This window comes from Paenibacillus silviterrae (assembly GCF_030167925.1).
Taxonomy (GTDB): Bacteria; Bacillota; Bacilli; order Paenibacillales; family NBRC-103111; genus Paenibacillus_G; species Paenibacillus_G silviterrae.
The window spans coordinates 249176-265726 of the sequence record NZ_JASKUT010000002.1 but is presented as its reverse complement, the minus strand read 5'-3'; the positions used below and the strand labels follow the sequence as shown (position 1 = coordinate 265726).

General features: G+C 47.8%; 13 protein-coding genes. 2 read left to right on the top strand and 11 right to left on the bottom strand.

Annotation, left to right across the window (positions count from 1 at the left end; translation table 11 throughout):
* Positions 1–12: 12 nt before the first annotated feature.
* The 10 genes from QMO62_RS24905 to QMO62_RS24860 form a co-directional block, all read right to left on the bottom strand.
* Complete coding sequence (locus QMO62_RS24905) at positions 13–930, bottom strand: dihydrodipicolinate synthase family protein (protein WP_284645205.1); 918 nt, start codon at positions 928–930, stop codon at positions 13–15.
* Between the two features lie 184 nt (positions 931–1114).
* The gene (locus tag QMO62_RS24900; protein ID WP_284645204.1) at positions 1115–1597 is read right to left on the bottom strand and encodes a NanQ anomerase/TabA/YiaL family protein; all 483 of its coding nucleotides are present in this window, start codon (positions 1595–1597) and stop codon (positions 1115–1117) included.
* Positions 1598–1611: 14 nt separating this feature from the next.
* Positions 1612–2931: an ABC transporter substrate-binding protein gene (locus QMO62_RS24895; RefSeq protein ID WP_284645203.1), complete on the bottom strand. Its 1320-nt coding sequence runs from the start codon at positions 2929–2931 to the stop codon at positions 1612–1614.
* Between the two features lie 87 nt (positions 2932–3018).
* Entirely contained in the window at positions 3019–3849 is an 831-nt protein-coding gene (locus tag QMO62_RS24890) for a carbohydrate ABC transporter permease (RefSeq protein ID WP_284645202.1), read from the bottom strand.
* A gap of 12 nt (positions 3850–3861) precedes the next feature.
* Complete coding sequence (locus tag QMO62_RS24885) at positions 3862–4749, bottom strand: carbohydrate ABC transporter permease (RefSeq protein WP_284645201.1); 888 nt, start codon at positions 4747–4749, stop codon at positions 3862–3864.
* 182 nt (positions 4750–4931) lie between these two features.
* Complete coding sequence (locus QMO62_RS24880; protein WP_284645200.1) at positions 4932–6080, bottom strand: response regulator transcription factor; 1149 nt, start codon at positions 6078–6080, stop codon at positions 4932–4934.
* The gene (locus QMO62_RS24875; protein WP_284645199.1) at positions 6074–7852 is read right to left on the bottom strand and encodes a sensor histidine kinase; all 1779 of its coding nucleotides are present in this window, start codon (positions 7850–7852) and stop codon (positions 6074–6076) included. The genes QMO62_RS24880 and QMO62_RS24875 overlap by 7 nt, the downstream gene beginning before the upstream one ends.
* A 228-nt stretch (positions 7853–8080) precedes the next feature.
* Complete coding sequence (locus QMO62_RS24870) at positions 8081–8968, bottom strand: carbohydrate ABC transporter permease (protein ID WP_284645198.1); 888 nt, start codon at positions 8966–8968, stop codon at positions 8081–8083.
* A 10-nt stretch (positions 8969–8978) separates the two neighbouring features.
* Positions 8979–9875, bottom strand: a complete 897-nt coding sequence (locus QMO62_RS24865) for a carbohydrate ABC transporter permease (protein ID WP_284645197.1) — start codon at positions 9873–9875, stop codon at positions 8979–8981.
* 78 nt (positions 9876–9953) lie between these two features.
* Complete coding sequence (locus tag QMO62_RS24860; RefSeq protein WP_284645196.1) at positions 9954–11321, bottom strand: ABC transporter substrate-binding protein; 1368 nt, start codon at positions 11319–11321, stop codon at positions 9954–9956.
* Positions 11322–11550: 229 nt separating this feature from the next.
* On the opposite strand from QMO62_RS24860, the gene QMO62_RS24855 reads away from it, so the two are divergent.
* Both QMO62_RS24855 and QMO62_RS24850 read left to right on the top strand, forming a co-directional pair.
* Entirely contained in the window at positions 11551–13158 is a 1608-nt protein-coding gene (locus tag QMO62_RS24855) for a response regulator transcription factor (RefSeq protein ID WP_284645195.1), read from the top strand.
* Positions 13159–13162: 4 nt separating this feature from the next.
* Positions 13163–14974, top strand: a complete 1812-nt coding sequence (locus tag QMO62_RS24850) for a cache domain-containing sensor histidine kinase (RefSeq protein ID WP_284645194.1) — start codon at positions 13163–13165, stop codon at positions 14972–14974.
* A 61-nt stretch (positions 14975–15035) separates the two neighbouring features.
* Here the strand turns inward: QMO62_RS24850 and QMO62_RS24845 are convergent, their stop codons facing one another.
* Positions 15036–16391 carry an ABC transporter substrate-binding protein gene (locus QMO62_RS24845; protein WP_284645193.1) on the bottom strand — a complete coding sequence of 452 codons (1356 nt, stop codon included), beginning with the start codon at positions 16389–16391 and terminating at the stop codon, positions 15036–15038.
* Positions 16392–16551 lie beyond the last annotated feature (160 nt).

Genomic DNA, 16551 nt, shown 5'->3' with positions numbered 1-16551 from the left:
CTACTGCTGCCATCACAGGCTAGCCTTGGCGGTAAGACCAAGCATTTTGTCATTCAGTGCCTTCAGACGATCCATATTCTCTTCTCCAACCGGAAGCAGCGGCATTCGAACGCCTCCGCATTGCAACCCTCGAAGCTCCATGATTGCCTTACAAGCGCCATACAATGACGGGAAGGAAAGCAGCTCCGTAATCAGCTCGTTTGTAATAAACTGCCACTCCTTCGCTGCCTCCATATTCCCATCCACGTAACACTGTTCGATCTTCAGGAACAATTCCGGCATTACGCCATACGTACCGCCGATACCGCCGTCAGCACCGATGCTGCGGCCCGCCAGGTATTGTTCGTCGGGTCCGTTCAGCACTAGGAAATCCTTCCCTCCGGCCGCTTTAAACTGCTGCAATTCATACGTGCTTTCCGCGGAAATCTTAACCCCGATGACCTTCTCATGAGCTGCCATCTTCGTCAAGAGCGCCTTGGACAATTGAAATCCGGTTGTTTGGGGAATATGGTATATGATGAAAGGAAGCTGCGTGCTGTCGATAATGGAAAGCCAGTGCTGCTCCACGCTTTGCGGGGATAGGCGGTAATAGATGGACGGTACAGCCGATACAGCATGAGCACCGGCTTGCTCTGCATGAATGGCAAGCTCTACGCTATCCCGTGTAGAAGGTGCACCCACGTGAGCAATAATCGTCAGCTCGTTTCCGACTTCAGCGATGACCGCCTCTAGTGTACGCTTCCGCTCTTCTACGGATTGAAGCATCCCTTCTCCCGTGCTTCCGCCCACATAAAGTCCGGAAACGCCCGTATTCGCATAGTACCGGGCCAGCTGCCTTGCAGCTGCTTCGCTGATTTCACCGTTCTCGTCATAGGCGGAGTACATAGCTACAGTAATTCCTTTGAATCTGGTAATATCATATGCTGTCATCATCGTTTCTCCTTTTGGAATTGATCGATCTTGCTTCTATCTTAAAACTTCCTTGGTCCATGTAGAATCCCTTACTTTTTACATGCTGTCTGGTCCGATTCTGACATATCGACCAACCGGAACCGATTCCCCGCGGCATGAAGGAAAAACGCTCGGCTTCATGTCACCAAGCGCTTCCCGTACATTATTGAACAATCTCCTTCTTTACCTTGAAAACCACTTTCCGAACGTGTTGCGAAATGGGCTCAGCTGACGATCCCGTTAATCCCGGTCTATGAATGTCCGAAGGATACAAAATCACATACATCCCCGGCGTCAAAGTAGTAAACTGCTCACCCTGCACATTCTCATACAACACATAGTCATTTTCCAAGCTGCTCTCCACTACTCCGTTCATGCCGTTATCGCATGCATAGCCTATGGTTTCGGTGCCTTCCAGCAGGTAATGAACATCGATATACTGCTCATGCTTCTCCGCCTTGGTTTTCTTCCTGTCCTTTGTCTCGAGAGCCATAATCGTATAGTACACATCATTATCCTGCAAAGAATACTTGCCTTCCTGAAGCTCAGAGAAATTCGTTCTTATCATCATGTCCATAACTTCCCTCAGCTTAGGATGCATGAAGGAACGATCCGACATCCAACGTTCTTTTCTGCCCAGTAGCATGGTTTCAGCTCCGTTTACTTGGAAGAATTAGCAATGATCTCATTCGCCTTTTTTGTCCAATCATCTAAAGCCTGCTGAGCTGTCTTCTTCTTCGTGAACGCTGCCTGCAGCTCAGGGTAGAACGCACTGCGTGTCTCCGGATATCCCGGCACGGAAAGACCGATGTTGCCGGCGTATTTAAACAGCTGTGTCGTCTTGTATTGAAGTGTTCCTTCCGCGTAAGTTTTCGCTAAGGATTTGCGTGCAATCAGAACGGATTCGGCCTTCGCCATTTTCGCCATATTTTCCTGGCTGTTCGCATACTTAATGAATTCTTTTGCCCACTTCATCTTTGTTTCGTCTTTGGTATTCCACATCCAGGTTCCGTAACCAAACAAGACGGTATTCGACGACTTGCCGTCTACGGATGGGAAAGGAACGATATCTACCTCGAATTTCTTCGCAGTCCCTTCAGTGAAAGCCTTGTTTAATGTAGGCAGATTGCCGATGTTTCCGAACGCCATCCCGAGCTTCCCTTGAACGAACATATCGTTCATGAGGGCGCTTGCTTTCAAGCCCGGAGCTCCGGGAGGAACTACGCCTTCATCAATCAAACGGGTTAAGAACTCCACTCCCTTAACGCCTTCCGGAGAATTCAGAATCGCTTTGTTATTCTCATCATTCCATGTCTTGGCACCGAATCCCCAGAGCAGGGAATGGGTCGCTTGGTCGCCGCCGGTATCGCCTGCGTATAGTCCATAGCCATACACTTGCTTTCCTGGATCGGTTACGGCTTTAGCCGCTTTCAAGAACTGATCGAAGGTCCAGGGCTCCATGTTTTTCGGCAGCAGATCAAGAGCATTTTTTTCCTTGAATAAATCTTTGTTAACGAGAAAACCGATCGCAACCGTGCTGTTCGGGTAAATGTATATCTTATTGTCCACCGAGACATTCTTTAAGGTTTTCTCTTCAAAGTCCTGCTTATCCACAATATCGTCAAGCGGAACCAGCAGCCCCTTCTTCGCGTAAGACAGCGGCCAGAAGAACGAGCCCTGCTGAATATCCGGCATTTCATTCGTGTTCGCCGCAATGCTGATCCGCTCATTGATACGGTCATCCGGGGTTTTGACAATATTGATCTTGACGTTCGGATTCGCTTTCTCGAAGCCCTGCTTCATTTCTTCATAGGCCTGCTGCACATCGCCGCGAGTATCGACCCACCAGGTCAATTGAACATGATCATTGGCAGCTGCAGGCGCTTCGGCATCCTGCTTCGGCTCTTCTGTTTTTGCGCAGCCTACCGCTGCTGTTGCCGCCAGCATAATGGATAGAATCGAAAGTGTGGATTTTTTCATATGAACCCCTCCATAGTTGAAAGTCTTTTACCTATTTCGCCCTGCTTAACACCCAGAAGTGTCTCACCCCCCTTCATGGGAGCAGCATCAGCCTTTGACGCCGCCGAGTGTTATGCCCTTCACGAAATAGCTTTGGAACATAAGGAATATGATAAACACCGGGATAAACCCGAGCGTTGCCGCTGCCATCTGCAGACCGTAATTCGCCACATATTCGGATACTAGAGTGGCAATTCCCACATTGACCGTCATTTTCTCCTTCTCGCTAAGCATAATTAACTGCCATAAGTAGTCATTCCACGCATAGGTAAAGGTGAAGATGGCTAATGCGCCGATAGCCGGCTTGACCACTGGGAGGAAAATACGAAAGAAGAGTCCGAGCTCGGAGCACCCGTCAATTCTTCCGGCCTCAAGAAGCTCGGTCGGAATCGATTCGCTAAACTGCTTCATCATGAAAACGGAGAAAGGAATGGTCAGAACCGGCAGGATGACGCTAGCCAAGTTATTCACAAGTCCGAAGTCACGCATCATGGAAAACAAGGGAACTAAAGTAATCTGTCTTGGTATGAACATAGCCATCAGGATGAGGGTGAAAAAGAGCTCCGCTCCTTTAAACTTTCTCTTGGTCAAGGCGTAGCCTGCCATAGAGGCAACAAGGCATACCCCGATCGTAGCTACTATGGAAATGAACACACTGTTATACAGCCAAGAGAAAATCGAACCGTCCTCGAACAGCTCAATAAAGTTTCGTGTCGTCGGGGCTGTCGGGAACCAGTCCGGCGGTACCTTCACCGTCGAGCTCTGATTCTTGAAGGCACCCGTGATCATCCAATAAAGCGGGAAGATAAACATAATTGCGAGAGCATACAATAATACATTGCCGACACCCTTCACCATGAGGAAAGCCGCATTCTTCATCCAGCTCACCTCCTAGTACTGTACATCGGACTTCATTAATTTGAACTGGGCGATGGCTACCACGGAGATTAAAGCGGTAATAATAATGCCCATCGCAGAGGCCAAACCAAGCTGTCCGTATACAAAAGCAGTATCGTATAACAAAAACATGATCGTGGATGTCGCGTAGTTAGGACCGCCGCCTGTGAGCAGCTGTACAACGACAAATGTTTGGAATGCCCAGATCGTTGACATCACCAGAATGTAAAGGGATGTCGGCTTTAACAGCGGCAGCGTAATATGCCAAAATTTTCTGACGGAAGAGGCACCGTCCAAATCCGCGGCTTCATAATAATCGGGAGAAATATTCCCGAGAGCGGCCAGAATCAGAATAATAGGTTGTCCTACGTTAAAGGTAACGACCACCACGATCAGTGCCAGCAGGGCAAATCGTTCATCCGACAGCCACATTATCGGTCCGAGACCCAGCTTGGAGAGCGAGTAGTTGGCGATCCCATTCACAGGATTATAAATCCAGGCCCAGATCAATGACAGGATTACCTGTGACGATATGATGGGTAGATAAAAGGCACCGCGAAAAAAAGAAGCAAGATGCTTGTGCTTGCCAAATATCAGTACCGCCGCGAAAACCGCAAACAGGTAGGTAAGCGGTACAGTGCCTACTACAAAGCCGAACGTGTTCATAATAGATTTCAGAAACACATCATCCGACAGCAGCTTCGTGTAGTTATCCAAGCCGATCCAATTTTTCCTACCCAATCCGTAGTCAAAAAAACTAAGATAAAACGCATTCATAATGGGGTAAACCTCAAACAACAAAAACAAAATGGCGAAAGGAGCAATGAAGAAGAGTCCCCACATTTCCCCTTTGATGGAACGCGATACCGATGTCGCTCGCAAGGTTATGACCACCCTTCCTATCTAAGATGTTGTAGCGCTTACATTCTTAGTATATAACGGCTCAGGAAGGGGATACAGGAACGGATCTTCGCGTTTTATTCACAAAACTCGGATGTTTGGTTGATGCTATTCTTTTTCTACGATTTATATTCACAAATTTACAATCCCAAATATAACCGACTTTACTTTTGATATTTAGACCGAAATTGCTGCGGACTTTCCCCTTTCAATTTCTTGAAAATCCGTCCGAAATAATTAATATTCTCATATCCCACTTGCTCCGCAATGAGGTAGATCGGAAGTTTTGTTTCCAGCAGCAGCTCTTCCGCCTTCCGGATCCTTACTTGATTTAAATACTCCGACAGACCGAACCCGGTCTCCTTCTTAAAGAGATAGCTTACGTAGTTCTCGCTCATTCGAATCATTTCGGCCGCACGCTTTAAGCTGAGCTCCTCCGTGTAATGCTCATGGATAAATGACATCAGCTGTTGGATGTCTTCCCGATAGATCTTATCTTTGCAATCGGACATAGCTTGCAGAAGCGACTCCTCCGCCTGGGCATACGCCGGCTCCAATTGCTCCTCCCCTTGAAAATCCTCGGATATTCCGATTACCACAGGGAGATCGATATATCGCTTGGCTGCCGCGGCTACCTCTTGGCCGAAGGCAAGCGCCTCTTCCTTCGATCGTCCCGGCTCGTCAATTACAGGAAGCAGGATCACGATTTCATCCTGCTTGACGGAATATACAAAGCCACCCGCCTTCCGCTTCAGCTGAATCTCAACCAGATTCAGTAATTTCGGCGAGTCCTTCGTAAGATCAGCTGATTGCCTCGTGTCCGGTCTCACCAAGAGCAAAATAGCGGGCTGGTCCTCAAACGGATACTGCGGCATCCGCTGCAAGGTGCCGGGAGAAGCAGCAACCGCTTGCGAGAAACCGGAGGCAGAACGCTGGTCGGCAATCTTGGCGGAGACCTCCAGCAGCATTTGCAGCAGCTCCTCCGGGGTCAGCGACGCCTTCAGGATATAATCGTCAACACCCAGCTTCATGGCTTTTCTGACATACTCATAATCATTGTGGCTGCTTAGAACAACAATATGTGTTTCCGGATATTCGGATTTTACCCTTTCGATCAATTCAATCCCGTTCATCCTCGGCATGACAATATCCGTAAGAATGATATCCACCGGCTGCTTCTCCAGTAAGTTCAGAGCCTCTATCCCATCCTGCGCATCACCGATAAAGTGGAATTGATGCTGTTCCCAATCAATTAAAGATTTAATCCCTAATCGTACCAAAAATTCATCATCTACCACCATTACCTTCAGCATGTCATCCCACCACCTCTTTCTGTAGATCTTAATGGGAGCTCCAATTCTACCTTCGTCATTTCCCCGTATGTGCTCTCAAAACGCAGTCCGTACCCTTCTCCGTATTGCAAACGAATCCGTTCATGGACATTGCGAACCCCAATGCTCTTGGAATCTGTCACTCCGTTAAGAAGACTTTGCTGCAGCTCTAAGAGCTGCTCGGGTTCTATCCCCAGCCCGTTATCGATCACTCGGATGACGAGCCGTTCGTCCTTCGCCTCCGCTTCCACACGGATAACGCCGTCGCGATCTAGCTGTTCAATCCCGTGAATAATGCTATTCTCAACAATCGGCTGCAGCATAAATTTAATCACTTCATGATGGTACAATGATTCCGGAATCGCGAAGTCCACTGATAATTTTTCGTTATATCGCAGCTTCATTAAAGTAATATAGTGTTTCACATATTCCATTTCCTCTTTCAGCGTAATGAGCTTATCTCCTCTGCCAATGCTGCCTTCCATCATACTTCCCAGGCTGGACAGCATTTCCCCGACCTCACGGTCATTCCGAATATAGGCCATCCACTTAATATTGTTTAACGTATTCAGGATAAAATGAGGATTGATTTGCGCTTGCAATGCGCGAAACCGCATATCCTCCTTCTGCTCGTATTCTTCCTTTAATCTTCCGAGCAGTTCTCTGATCTGTCTGGCCATATGATTGTAGGATTCGATTACCGTGGAAATTTCCTTAGGTCCTGAAAGAGAAAGTGAGCTGTTAAAATCGTTCTTTTCAATTTCTTGCATTCGTTTGTTTAAAAGCTTTAACGGTTTGGAGACACTATAGGCTATGGATACGGCGAGAAGTAAAAATGCCAAGACAATGAATCCGGTTGTAAGAAGACTCGTTCTTCGAATATCGAATATTTCCTTAAATACCTTATCATGTGGAATGACTTGGACCAGCTTCCAGCCCGTTGCGGTGATCGTGTCGTAACTAATAATGGATTTGCTGTTACCCTTCTGTGAGATGAACTGCCCCTTCATGCTCTCCCATATATTGTCCGAATCTTCCGTGCCCGGCATTAAAAAGCCTTCACTTAACGCTCCTGCCACAAATCCGCCTTGTTCGTTCAGTAGCGCCGCTTCTCCCTCGAGCTTCTCAAAGAACGAACTGATATCGCTTTCATTTACACTTAGCAAAACGATGCCAATATTTTCGTTCGTTTGTTGGTTGGTGATCGTTTTGGCTAAAGTCACCATTCGCTTCTTATCCAAGTAAATATAATTCGCCGTATCATTCGTAAGCCAACGGATCCCCATCGGTTCCTTGATTAATTCCTTATACCAATCGGATGAGACAATATGATCATATAATTCTGGAGTGATGACCTTATTGCTGATCCAATTCCCTTTTCTATCCAGCAGCGTAATATGGGTTTCGGCCAAGTAGGTGGTATATAGCTTGTTAATGACGGAATCCGTTAATCTTAGCTTATCGTAGTATGACAATTCATTAGGGTACTGAAGCATGTTAATGACATTGGAATTGGTAGAGATATCCACGGCTGATTTCAACATCTCATGCAGGAATCGTTCGATATGAAAATCGACCTGGTATAATGCCTCTTCCGTTGCTTTTCCGATTTTTTGCTCAATGACCTTCTCAAGTGGCTTAAAGACCCAGAACATACTGAGAAATAGAGGTATAATTAAGAACAATATAATAAAGAATAAAAACTGATTATGAATTGAATTCCACCTGCGAACGGATGCATTCCACCGTTTCATTATCTATGTCCCCCTTTCGAATTCAGGCATCACTTTGTTGATGGAGGTCTTTCTATTTCTATCTTAGAGGGTGACTTGTACGAAGGATATCCCTCAATTTTTACCTAACATCCTTGTAACTTTACCTGTTCTTTTGGTTATACCCACATAAATACAGCAGACACAATATGTGCCTGCTGTTAAGAATTCGTTTAGTTTTTAATCCAATCCAGTACTACTTTCATCAAGCTATCCCTTCACCGCCCCCATTGTAATTCCCTGTGTGAAGGCTTTCTGGAATACCAGGAAGATCGTGATCATAGGGATGGATGCCAATGCCGCTCCTGCCATAAGTACACCGTAATTCGTGGCAATATCGCCCTGAAGGGTCGATATGCCGAGAGGCAGTGTCATCATGTTGCTGGTTCGGGTCATAATCAATTGGCTGAAATAGTCATTCCATCCGCCGATGAAGGTAAAGATCGCGAGCGCACCTACCGCCGGCTTCAGGAGCGGCAAAATGATAGTTACAAATAACCGTCCCTCCGAGCAGCCGTCGATCTTAGCTGCCTCGATCAGCTCACCCGGAATGGTTTGAGCGAACTGTTTCATAAGGAATACGCCGAAGGGCCAGCCGATAGCCGGTAGAATCAAACCGTGATACGTATTCACCCATCCGAAATCCGCCAGCATGGTAAACAAGGGAACAAGGATGACCTGTTTAGGCAAGGCCATAGCTGCAACAAACAAAGTAAAAATGATTTTGCGGCCTGGGAACTGTTTTTTGGCAAGAACATACCCTGCCATGGAGGCAACGGCACAAACCGCGATCATTTCGCCGAAGGCTATGAGGAAACTGTTAAACGTCCATCGCCATGCCGGATTTTTGAATAAATCCACCCAGTTCTGCAGAGTGGGCTCGAGCGGAATCCATTCGGGAGGAATGGCTGTGGCCGTTGTCTGAATTTTGAAAGCCCCTGTTACGATCCAATAGAAAGGAAAGATGAAGACCACGGTCGAAAGCACCAGCAGTATATTGGCTATTCCTTTGGAAATCGTCAGCTTCTGGAAAAGGGAGGATCGACCTTTCGATTTGCCCGGTCTCACGTTTGAATTGATCTGCGCATAGGTTTTCATCGGTTCCCTCCTAGTACTCCACATCGCTGCCGAAGTATTTGAACTGAATGGTAGAAATGATTGCGATTATAATGGCTAACAAAATTCCCATAGCTGAAGCCATGCCGAATTGACCTAAATGAAATGCCTGCTCATATACGCCGTACATGACTGTCGACGTGCTGTATACCGGACCGCCGGAAGTCAGCAATTGGATCAATGCAAAACATTGGAAAGTATTAATCGTTGTAATGACAATGATATATAAATTCGTTGGCATCAGCATCGGCCAGATTATTTTCACAAATATTTGCATAGGTGTAGCCCTGTCGATTTGGGCCGCCTCTATATAGGAGGTGGGAATATTGCCAAGGGAGGCAACATACAAGATAATCGGCTGTCCAACGGAGGTTGTGAGCAGAACGGCGATGACGGACAATAAAGCGGTCTTTGTATCCCCCAGCCAAGCCGTGGGCTGCGCGCCGAAGAGACTTGTACTGTAGTTCAAGATTCCAAAATTCGGGTGGTAGATCCAGCCCCATACAACGGTGATACTAACTACTGAGGATACTGCAGGTAGATAAAACACGCCGCGAAAGAATGATCTAGTAAATTCATTTTTCTTATAGATGGTAACGGCTACAAAGATAGAGAATATAATTACGGCCGGTACGGTAATAATAACCAGCATCAGGGTATTTCTCATCGATTTGAGGAAGGTTTCATTGTGCATCAGTTCTGCATAGTTACCAAAGCCCACAAACTCAAAATCTCTTAGCGTGTATTCAAAGAAGCTAATGTAAATCCCCTTGATCATCGGGTATGCAACAAACAACAGAAAAAATGCAAGCGCCGGCAAGATAAACAAGTAGCTCATCAACCAGTCCCGAATTACGTAGCCTCTCGTTTTGCGTAATGATGCTAGCATTAGCTCTCCCCATCCTATCCGTAATGTAAGAGAGCAGCGAAACTGCCTAACGCCGCTCCCTTACAACTGTTTTGTGTATTATTTCGCTTGAGCCTTAGCCTTGGCAATGGCTTCGTTCGCCTTAGCTGCGAAGGAATCCAACGCTTCTTTACCTGTTGCCTGTCCCGTCAATGCACGCTGCAGCTCAGGGAACCACAAGGGACGAATATCCGCATAGCCATCCGCTACTGTCGGAGGATCTGTGATAAACTGACGGGCCAGCTCGGCGTATTTATACTCGGCATCGTCATAAAGTCCAGTAATCGAGTTGCGTGCGGACAAACCGCCGGTTTGGATCAGGTTCTTCTTGCCCCATTCAGCATCATTAGCAATAAAGTCGATCAGCTTCTTCGCAGCGGCGATCTTATCCTTATCCTTGTTATCGAAGATAGCCATTCCCCCAAGATAAGGCTCAAGCTTCGGCTTCGAGCCGTCCGGTGTCGGGAACGGGAGCAGTACTTCCTCGAACTGCGCCTTCTTAAGCGGCTTGTTCTGCGCCTTCAGCACAGGGGAATAGTTGAGCGTGACAGCCAGCTTGCCTTGCAGGAATAAGTCATTCACATCCGCTGCAGCAAGGGAAGCGGCTCCCGGCACAACCAATTTATCCTTGCTTGCTTGTACGATCCAGTCCAGCGCTTTACCCGCTTGCTCCGTATTGATAGCCACTTTGCTGTAATCCTCGCTCAGGAATCTGGAAACCCCGAGATTGGCAATATAGGCGCGCGTCCCTTGGTCGCCGGCCGTACTCTTCGCGAAGAAACCGGAAGGGATCACATCCGGCGCCTTCTCTTTAACAGCTTGCAGCGCTTTTTCGTATTCCGCAACCGTCCATGTCCGATCCGGCCTGTTCAACGGCAGTAAATCCAATGCACCGATTTTTTCGAAGACGGTCTTGTTAGCAGCCATCAAGAACGGCGCCGTATTGAATGGGTACATATAGATCTGGTCGCCTACCATAGACTGCTTCCAGAAGGCCGGGGAAATATCGGCTTGCACGTCCCTAGGAACCATATCGTTCAGAGGAGCCAGCAGCTTCTTCTTGCCCCAGTCAATGATTCGGCCCGGAGCATCATAAATGACGTCAGGAGCTGTGTTCGAGGCGATCGCTACATTCAGCTTCTGTGGTCCACCCTCGAAAGTAATCATTTCCAGGTTGACTTTGATCTCTGGATATTTCTTATTGAACGCCGCAATAATCTGCTTCTCATACTTGCCCACCTCGCCATCGAGCGGCTGGAAGTTCGGGAAGTTCCACCAAGTGATTTCAACCGGTTTCGATGCTGCCGGCGCCTTTCCGTCTGCCGACGGTTCGGAAGCCTTAGGCGTTTCCGAACTACAGGCTGCGAGTTGTGTTCCGACAAGCGCGATACTCATTGCGGTCATGAGCCCTTTTTTCAAAGCTGCCACAAAAATACCCCCTAGAATGGTTTCTAAATGAAATGTTTAGCGCTTTCATTTATACTTAAATCATAAGGGATACATAAACTTTACAAAATACCTTAGCTTTTACCTCGCAGGGTCTTATTTTGACCTATCACGTCTATTCGATGTTTTTCGCAACAACGGATGTCATTTTAGTAGTATACTGAATACAACTCGGCAGCAGATCAACGCCAGGCTCAAGGAGGCACAGTGAATGTATAAATTATTGATCGTAGAGGACGAGCCACTGATTCGAACGGGCCTCCGTTACTATTTTTCCTGGGAAGAGCTGGGCTTCAACAAAATACTCGAGGCGGAGAACGGGCTGGAGGGTTACCATACCGCCGTACGGGAGAGGCCGGATATGATCATTACGGATATTCGCATGCCGGAGCTTACCGGATTGGAGATGATCGAACGGCTCCGGCCGGAACTTCCGGATACGGTCTTTATCCTGTTATCCGGGTTCAACGAATTCTCCTACGCCCAGAAAGCCATCCGTCTTGGCAATGTACACGCTTACTTATTAAAGCCTTTACAATATGAGGAAAGCCTCGCCGCTATCAAGGAAGCGACTCTTATCATCGAATCGAAGCGGCTGGATTTACGCGAACGTGCGGAACTGGAGCGTGACGTAAGAGAAGGGGTGGAGCTTAAAGGCAGTGAGCTTGTCAAAATGCTTATGGAAGACGAGGAGCCCGTGACGCTGGATATCATCAAGCCGCTTTGTTCGGAATTAGGGGACACGTACCTCTTTCAATCTTTCGTTGTGTCTTATATCCCCTGCAATCCGGAATCATTGCAAACCAAACGCTGGTGGAGATTAGAGGCTGAGAACCTGGTGAGACAAGCGATCGGCTGGATGTATGGGAAGGATACACCCCGTCGGGTGTTCACCTATCTCTATAAATCCAGAATGTACGTAATGACGATTATGCCAGGTGAAACCGCCGAACCTGCAGGAACGGAGCCTACCCTTCCCTACCATGAAACGCTCTTTCTTGCTGTGGGGAAGCCGGTGCGGCAATTACATGAGTTCGGCACCAGCTTGCGGCAAGCGGAGAAGGCATTGTATCAGCGCTTTTCTCGACCCGGATCGCGATTGTTCTTTGGCAATGTTCAGAGTGAACCCTCGGACAGCAGGAAGCAGACATTACCATTGGACGAAAGAGAGAAGAATCAAATCCTGGCTTGTTTGGAGCATGGAAACGCAGCTCAAACCGTGAAGCTGATGAATGAAATCGCCATAAGACTTAGCGATCGGCTGGAGCATACCCCGCCGGAGATTTGGCTTGCGCTGCTTCAGGAAATCATAAGCCTCACCCTTCGCTTCGCCAACCGGAACGGCATTTTCATAGAAGGCATGTATAGCGATAAGCTGCTCACTCTGTCATGTGTCGACGAGTTTCAATCCATAGAGGCACTGTTCGCATGGCTGGCCGGATGGATGAACCATATCAGCTCCGTTTACCGGGCCGCTTCGGAAACAGGCTCGCAAGAAACGCAAATATTTGAACAGATTGAAACGTATATCCGGGAGCATATTGATCAGGAGCTTACCCTGCAGATGGTGGCCGATCGCTTTTTTTACAATCCGTCTTATTTAAGCAGGCTTTTTAAAGCGAAGCTAAACAAAAACTACATGACGTTCATTACGGAGCTCCGTATCCGTTATGCGCAGGAATGCTTGGCGGAACCCCACTACCTGATCACGGACGTATGCAATATGTGCGGTTATAAAAGCTACAAGCATTTTGTAAAAACATTCCGCAGCGTAACGAATATGACGCCTACCGAATATCGAAAGCAGCTGGGGTTGTGAGAAAATGAATAAGCTCAAAGTTTTCACGAATCGGTTCCGGTTAAAGCACGTCAATCATCAGATATTCGTCCTCATGATTGCAACCATCACGATTCCGCTCATGGTGATATCCGCCATACTCTATGTATTTTCTCTTGATGCGGTCAAAAGCGAATATCAAAGCAGCTCGAATCTGATTCTTAACAACCTTTCCTTCAACATTGACCAGTATTTGCAGAGCATTGAGAAAGGAACCTTGAATGCACAAATGGATGGGCAGCTGCTGGAGGCTTTAGAGCAGTGGAATTTCCAGGCCATCGATAATCTGGAGAATCAAAAGCTGCAATACCGTTACTCTATTGAAAATTTCATCAGCTCCATCGAAATGACGATCAAAAATTTGGACAGTGTCCAGATCTACACGGGTAACCGAGTATTCTACTCCGCCAACTTTAACCCGTCGGACTATGTTTTTAAAGATTTTACACAAGAGCCTTGGTATAGAAAAACTCTCGAGCAGCGGGGCGGAGTCGTTCTGATCGGCACGCATCTTCCTTATCATCGGGTCAATGCGCGCGAGCCTGTCATCTCCATTGCAAGAGTCATTAACAAAGTAGGCAGCAGGGATCCCCTCGGTGTCATTTTGCTGGATATTCGTTTGGACTCCTTACGGGAAATCCTGAAGCTGTCGGAAAACAGCAACCGTAATTTTATCATCATGGACGAGCAGGGCGGGATCATCTACAACTCCGCTCCGCAAAGCAGCGAGACAGGGGAAATTCATCTGGAGCCTGCGGTTCTGCAAACGGTACTCGGCAATCACCTGGGCAGCTTCTACGCCCCGATAGACGGTAACAAATCTTATATTAATTTTGTTACTTCTCCTTATTCCGGGTGGAAGGTTGTTCAGTACATTGATGAAGTCGAGATGACAAAGCCTGCCGAGCTGCTTCGCATTATCACACTGGCTCTTGCCTTCGGATCCTTTGGCATGGCACTTCTCTTTATGTTCATCCTATATAAGCGCGTCACGAAACCAATCATCTACTTAAGCAGACAAGTCAAGCTGGTAGGCATGGGAAATTTCGATGTCAATATTCGAAGTGACCGGCAGGATGAGTTCGGTGTATTATACAGCGGGATCCAAAAAATGGTCCAAGATCTGCAAGTTTATATCGAACGCTCCGCCATGGCTAAGGTTCAGCAGAAGGTCGCACAATTCGGCGCCCTGAAGAGTCAAATCAACCCCCACTTTCTGGCCAATTCACTTGAATCCATCCAAATGAAGGCCATCATACAAGGCCAGCGAGATATTGCGGAAATGATCGGGCTGCTCGGCCGGTTATTCCGCTTTCATATCCAAACCGGCAAGGAAACCGTACCTCTCGAAGAAGAGCTTAAGCTGATTCGCCTCTATATTCAGGTGCAGCAAATGCGCTTTGGAGACAGAATTACGTATAGAGAACAGCTGTCATCGGGCACGGAATCCATACATGTGATGCATTTCTCGCTGCAGCCGATTGTTGAGAATGCCATCGTACACGGATTAGAACGGCAAGCCGGCGGCGGAGTGCTGGAAATTACCACCTCCATCGCCGGCGACGATATGCTCATTCAAGTCAAAGACAGCGGGTGCGGCATGAGTGAAGAGCAGCTGCAGCACCTGAGAGATCGTATTTCCCAGCCAAGCAATACGCTGGATGAAGCGCATATCGGGATCAAGAATGTCCATGATCGGATTCAATATTATTTCGGTGAGTGTTACGGGGTCGAGATTAGCAGCAAACGGGGGGAAGGGACGACCATCACACTCCGGGTTCCAGCCAGACAAAATTAAGAGCACAGGCCGTCTCAAAGTTTGAGACGGCTCCCGTACAATTACCTTGATTTACCAAACGTTATTTGCGCTGCTGCTTCATTTCCAGAATCAGCTTGTTAGCTTTCTCGTCGGCGAGCCGCAGTGCTGTATTCACGTCCATGCCGTTCTGTGCCATCTCCTTGTTCGACTCCTGAAGTATGGCATAAATCTTGTTGTCATAGTCCGTGCTGACCGGGGCGGGAGCCGGTGTCACTTTAAATATGCCCGCCAAATTTTTACCTTCATACACCTTCAAATCTTTGGCGAAATCCTTCTTCAGCGCCGGATCCTTCAGCACCGTCATCCTTCCGGCCTTGTTCATGGCCAGCTGAGCTTCATCCTGTAGGAGCAGCTGGATCACCTCATATGCTGCCGATTTATGTTTCGCTGTCGGGGGGACCATGAACAAATGAAAATCAACCTGTCTCCCCAGCTTGGGCCGGTCGTCGTACGTTGGAAAGGAGACGATATCCCAATGGAAGGCTTTGCCCTCCTTCTCCAGCTGCACCAAGCTATCCGTCACGCCTGCAATCCAGTTCGGATGCATGGCAAGCGTCTGCGTTTTGAGAAATTCGTTGATGCCGTAGCTGAATTCCTTATTGGGCCCAAGATAGCCGCTCATATCGTATTGCCCGCGCAGCAAAGTAAATATTTTCTTATAGCCCTCCGAAGCTGCAATGATCGATTTCTCTTGCTTATCATCCACGACTGGAAGCGAATATTGCCGCACCAGAGGCTGCGGAGCTCCCATGGAAACGCCGACGTAATTCGTCCCGTTCTCTGTTCGGGTCACCTGCTTTGCAAGCTCCAGTGTCTGGTTCCAGGTCATCTCATCCTTCGGATAGGGTACCCCAAACTTATCGAAGATTTCCTTGTTGTACAGCATTACGCCATAATTCATCGAGAAAGGCAAAGCGTAGAGCTCACCTTTGCTGCCGAATGCCTTGATTGCATTCATGACCTCCGGTTCGACGCGTTCCAGATTCAAGTTGGCCGATTTGGCCATCGGCTGTAGATCTTCGCCAAGCTCCAGTTCAAGCATTTGCTTTACGAATACATTGCTGGTAACAACCAGATCGGGAACGACGCCTGAGCCTGTCAGCTCCTCAGCCGACTTGGCTTTGAGCAGCTCGAAGGTTATGTTCGGATACTTGGCCTGGATTGGCTTCAGGATGTGCGTCTCCAGCTCGCGCTCGTTGATGCCCGCCTGATAGTCATAAATGCCCAGCTTGACCGGCTCATTGTTATAACCGGTACCTGACGAGCTCTTGCCCGCTGGTTCTGGCTTCATGCCGGATTCGCTTTGCAGCGTGTCCGCACCGCCGCCGCTGCAACCCGCGATAGACACCGCGAGTAAGGCGCTGTACAAGACGGAGAATCTACCTATTTTTCTCATGAAATGATACCCTCCTTTTATAAATGCAAGCGCATTCATAAGGGAATTATACGTAATGTTGACCTTTGCAAGCCATGTATAATTCACCAATTTTAGGGATAATATCATTGGAAATCGAAGCGGTTTACGTGGTACGATAGAGATAGGAAAATATTCCTGC

Coding starts and splice junctions, on each gene's coding strand:
- QMO62_RS24905 (WP_284645205.1), bottom strand. CDS start 930: ATGACAGCATATGATATTACCAGATTCAAAGGAATTACTGTAGCTATG.
- QMO62_RS24900 (WP_284645204.1), bottom strand. CDS start 1,597: ATGCTACTGGGCAGAAAAGAACGTTGGATGTCGGATCGTTCCTTCATG.
- QMO62_RS24895 (WP_284645203.1), bottom strand. CDS start 2,931: ATGAAAAAATCCACACTTTCGATTCTATCCATTATGCTGGCGGCAACA.
- QMO62_RS24890 (WP_284645202.1), bottom strand. CDS start 3,849: ATGAAGAATGCGGCTTTCCTCATGGTGAAGGGTGTCGGCAATGTATTA.
- QMO62_RS24880 (WP_284645200.1), bottom strand. CDS start 6,080: ATGCTGAAGGTAATGGTGGTAGATGATGAATTTTTGGTACGATTAGGG.
- QMO62_RS24875 (WP_284645199.1), bottom strand. CDS start 7,852: ATGAAACGGTGGAATGCATCCGTTCGCAGGTGGAATTCAATTCATAAT.
- QMO62_RS24870 (WP_284645198.1), bottom strand. CDS start 8,968: ATGAAAACCTATGCGCAGATCAATTCAAACGTGAGACCGGGCAAATCG.
- QMO62_RS24865 (WP_284645197.1), bottom strand. CDS start 9,875: ATGCTAGCATCATTACGCAAAACGAGAGGCTACGTAATTCGGGACTGG.
- QMO62_RS24855 (WP_284645195.1), top strand. CDS start 11,551: ATGTATAAATTATTGATCGTAGAGGACGAGCCACTGATTCGAACGGGC.
- QMO62_RS24850 (WP_284645194.1), top strand. CDS start 13,163: ATGAATAAGCTCAAAGTTTTCACGAATCGGTTCCGGTTAAAGCACGTC.
- QMO62_RS24845 (WP_284645193.1), bottom strand. CDS start 16,391: ATGAGAAAAATAGGTAGATTCTCCGTCTTGTACAGCGCCTTACTCGCG.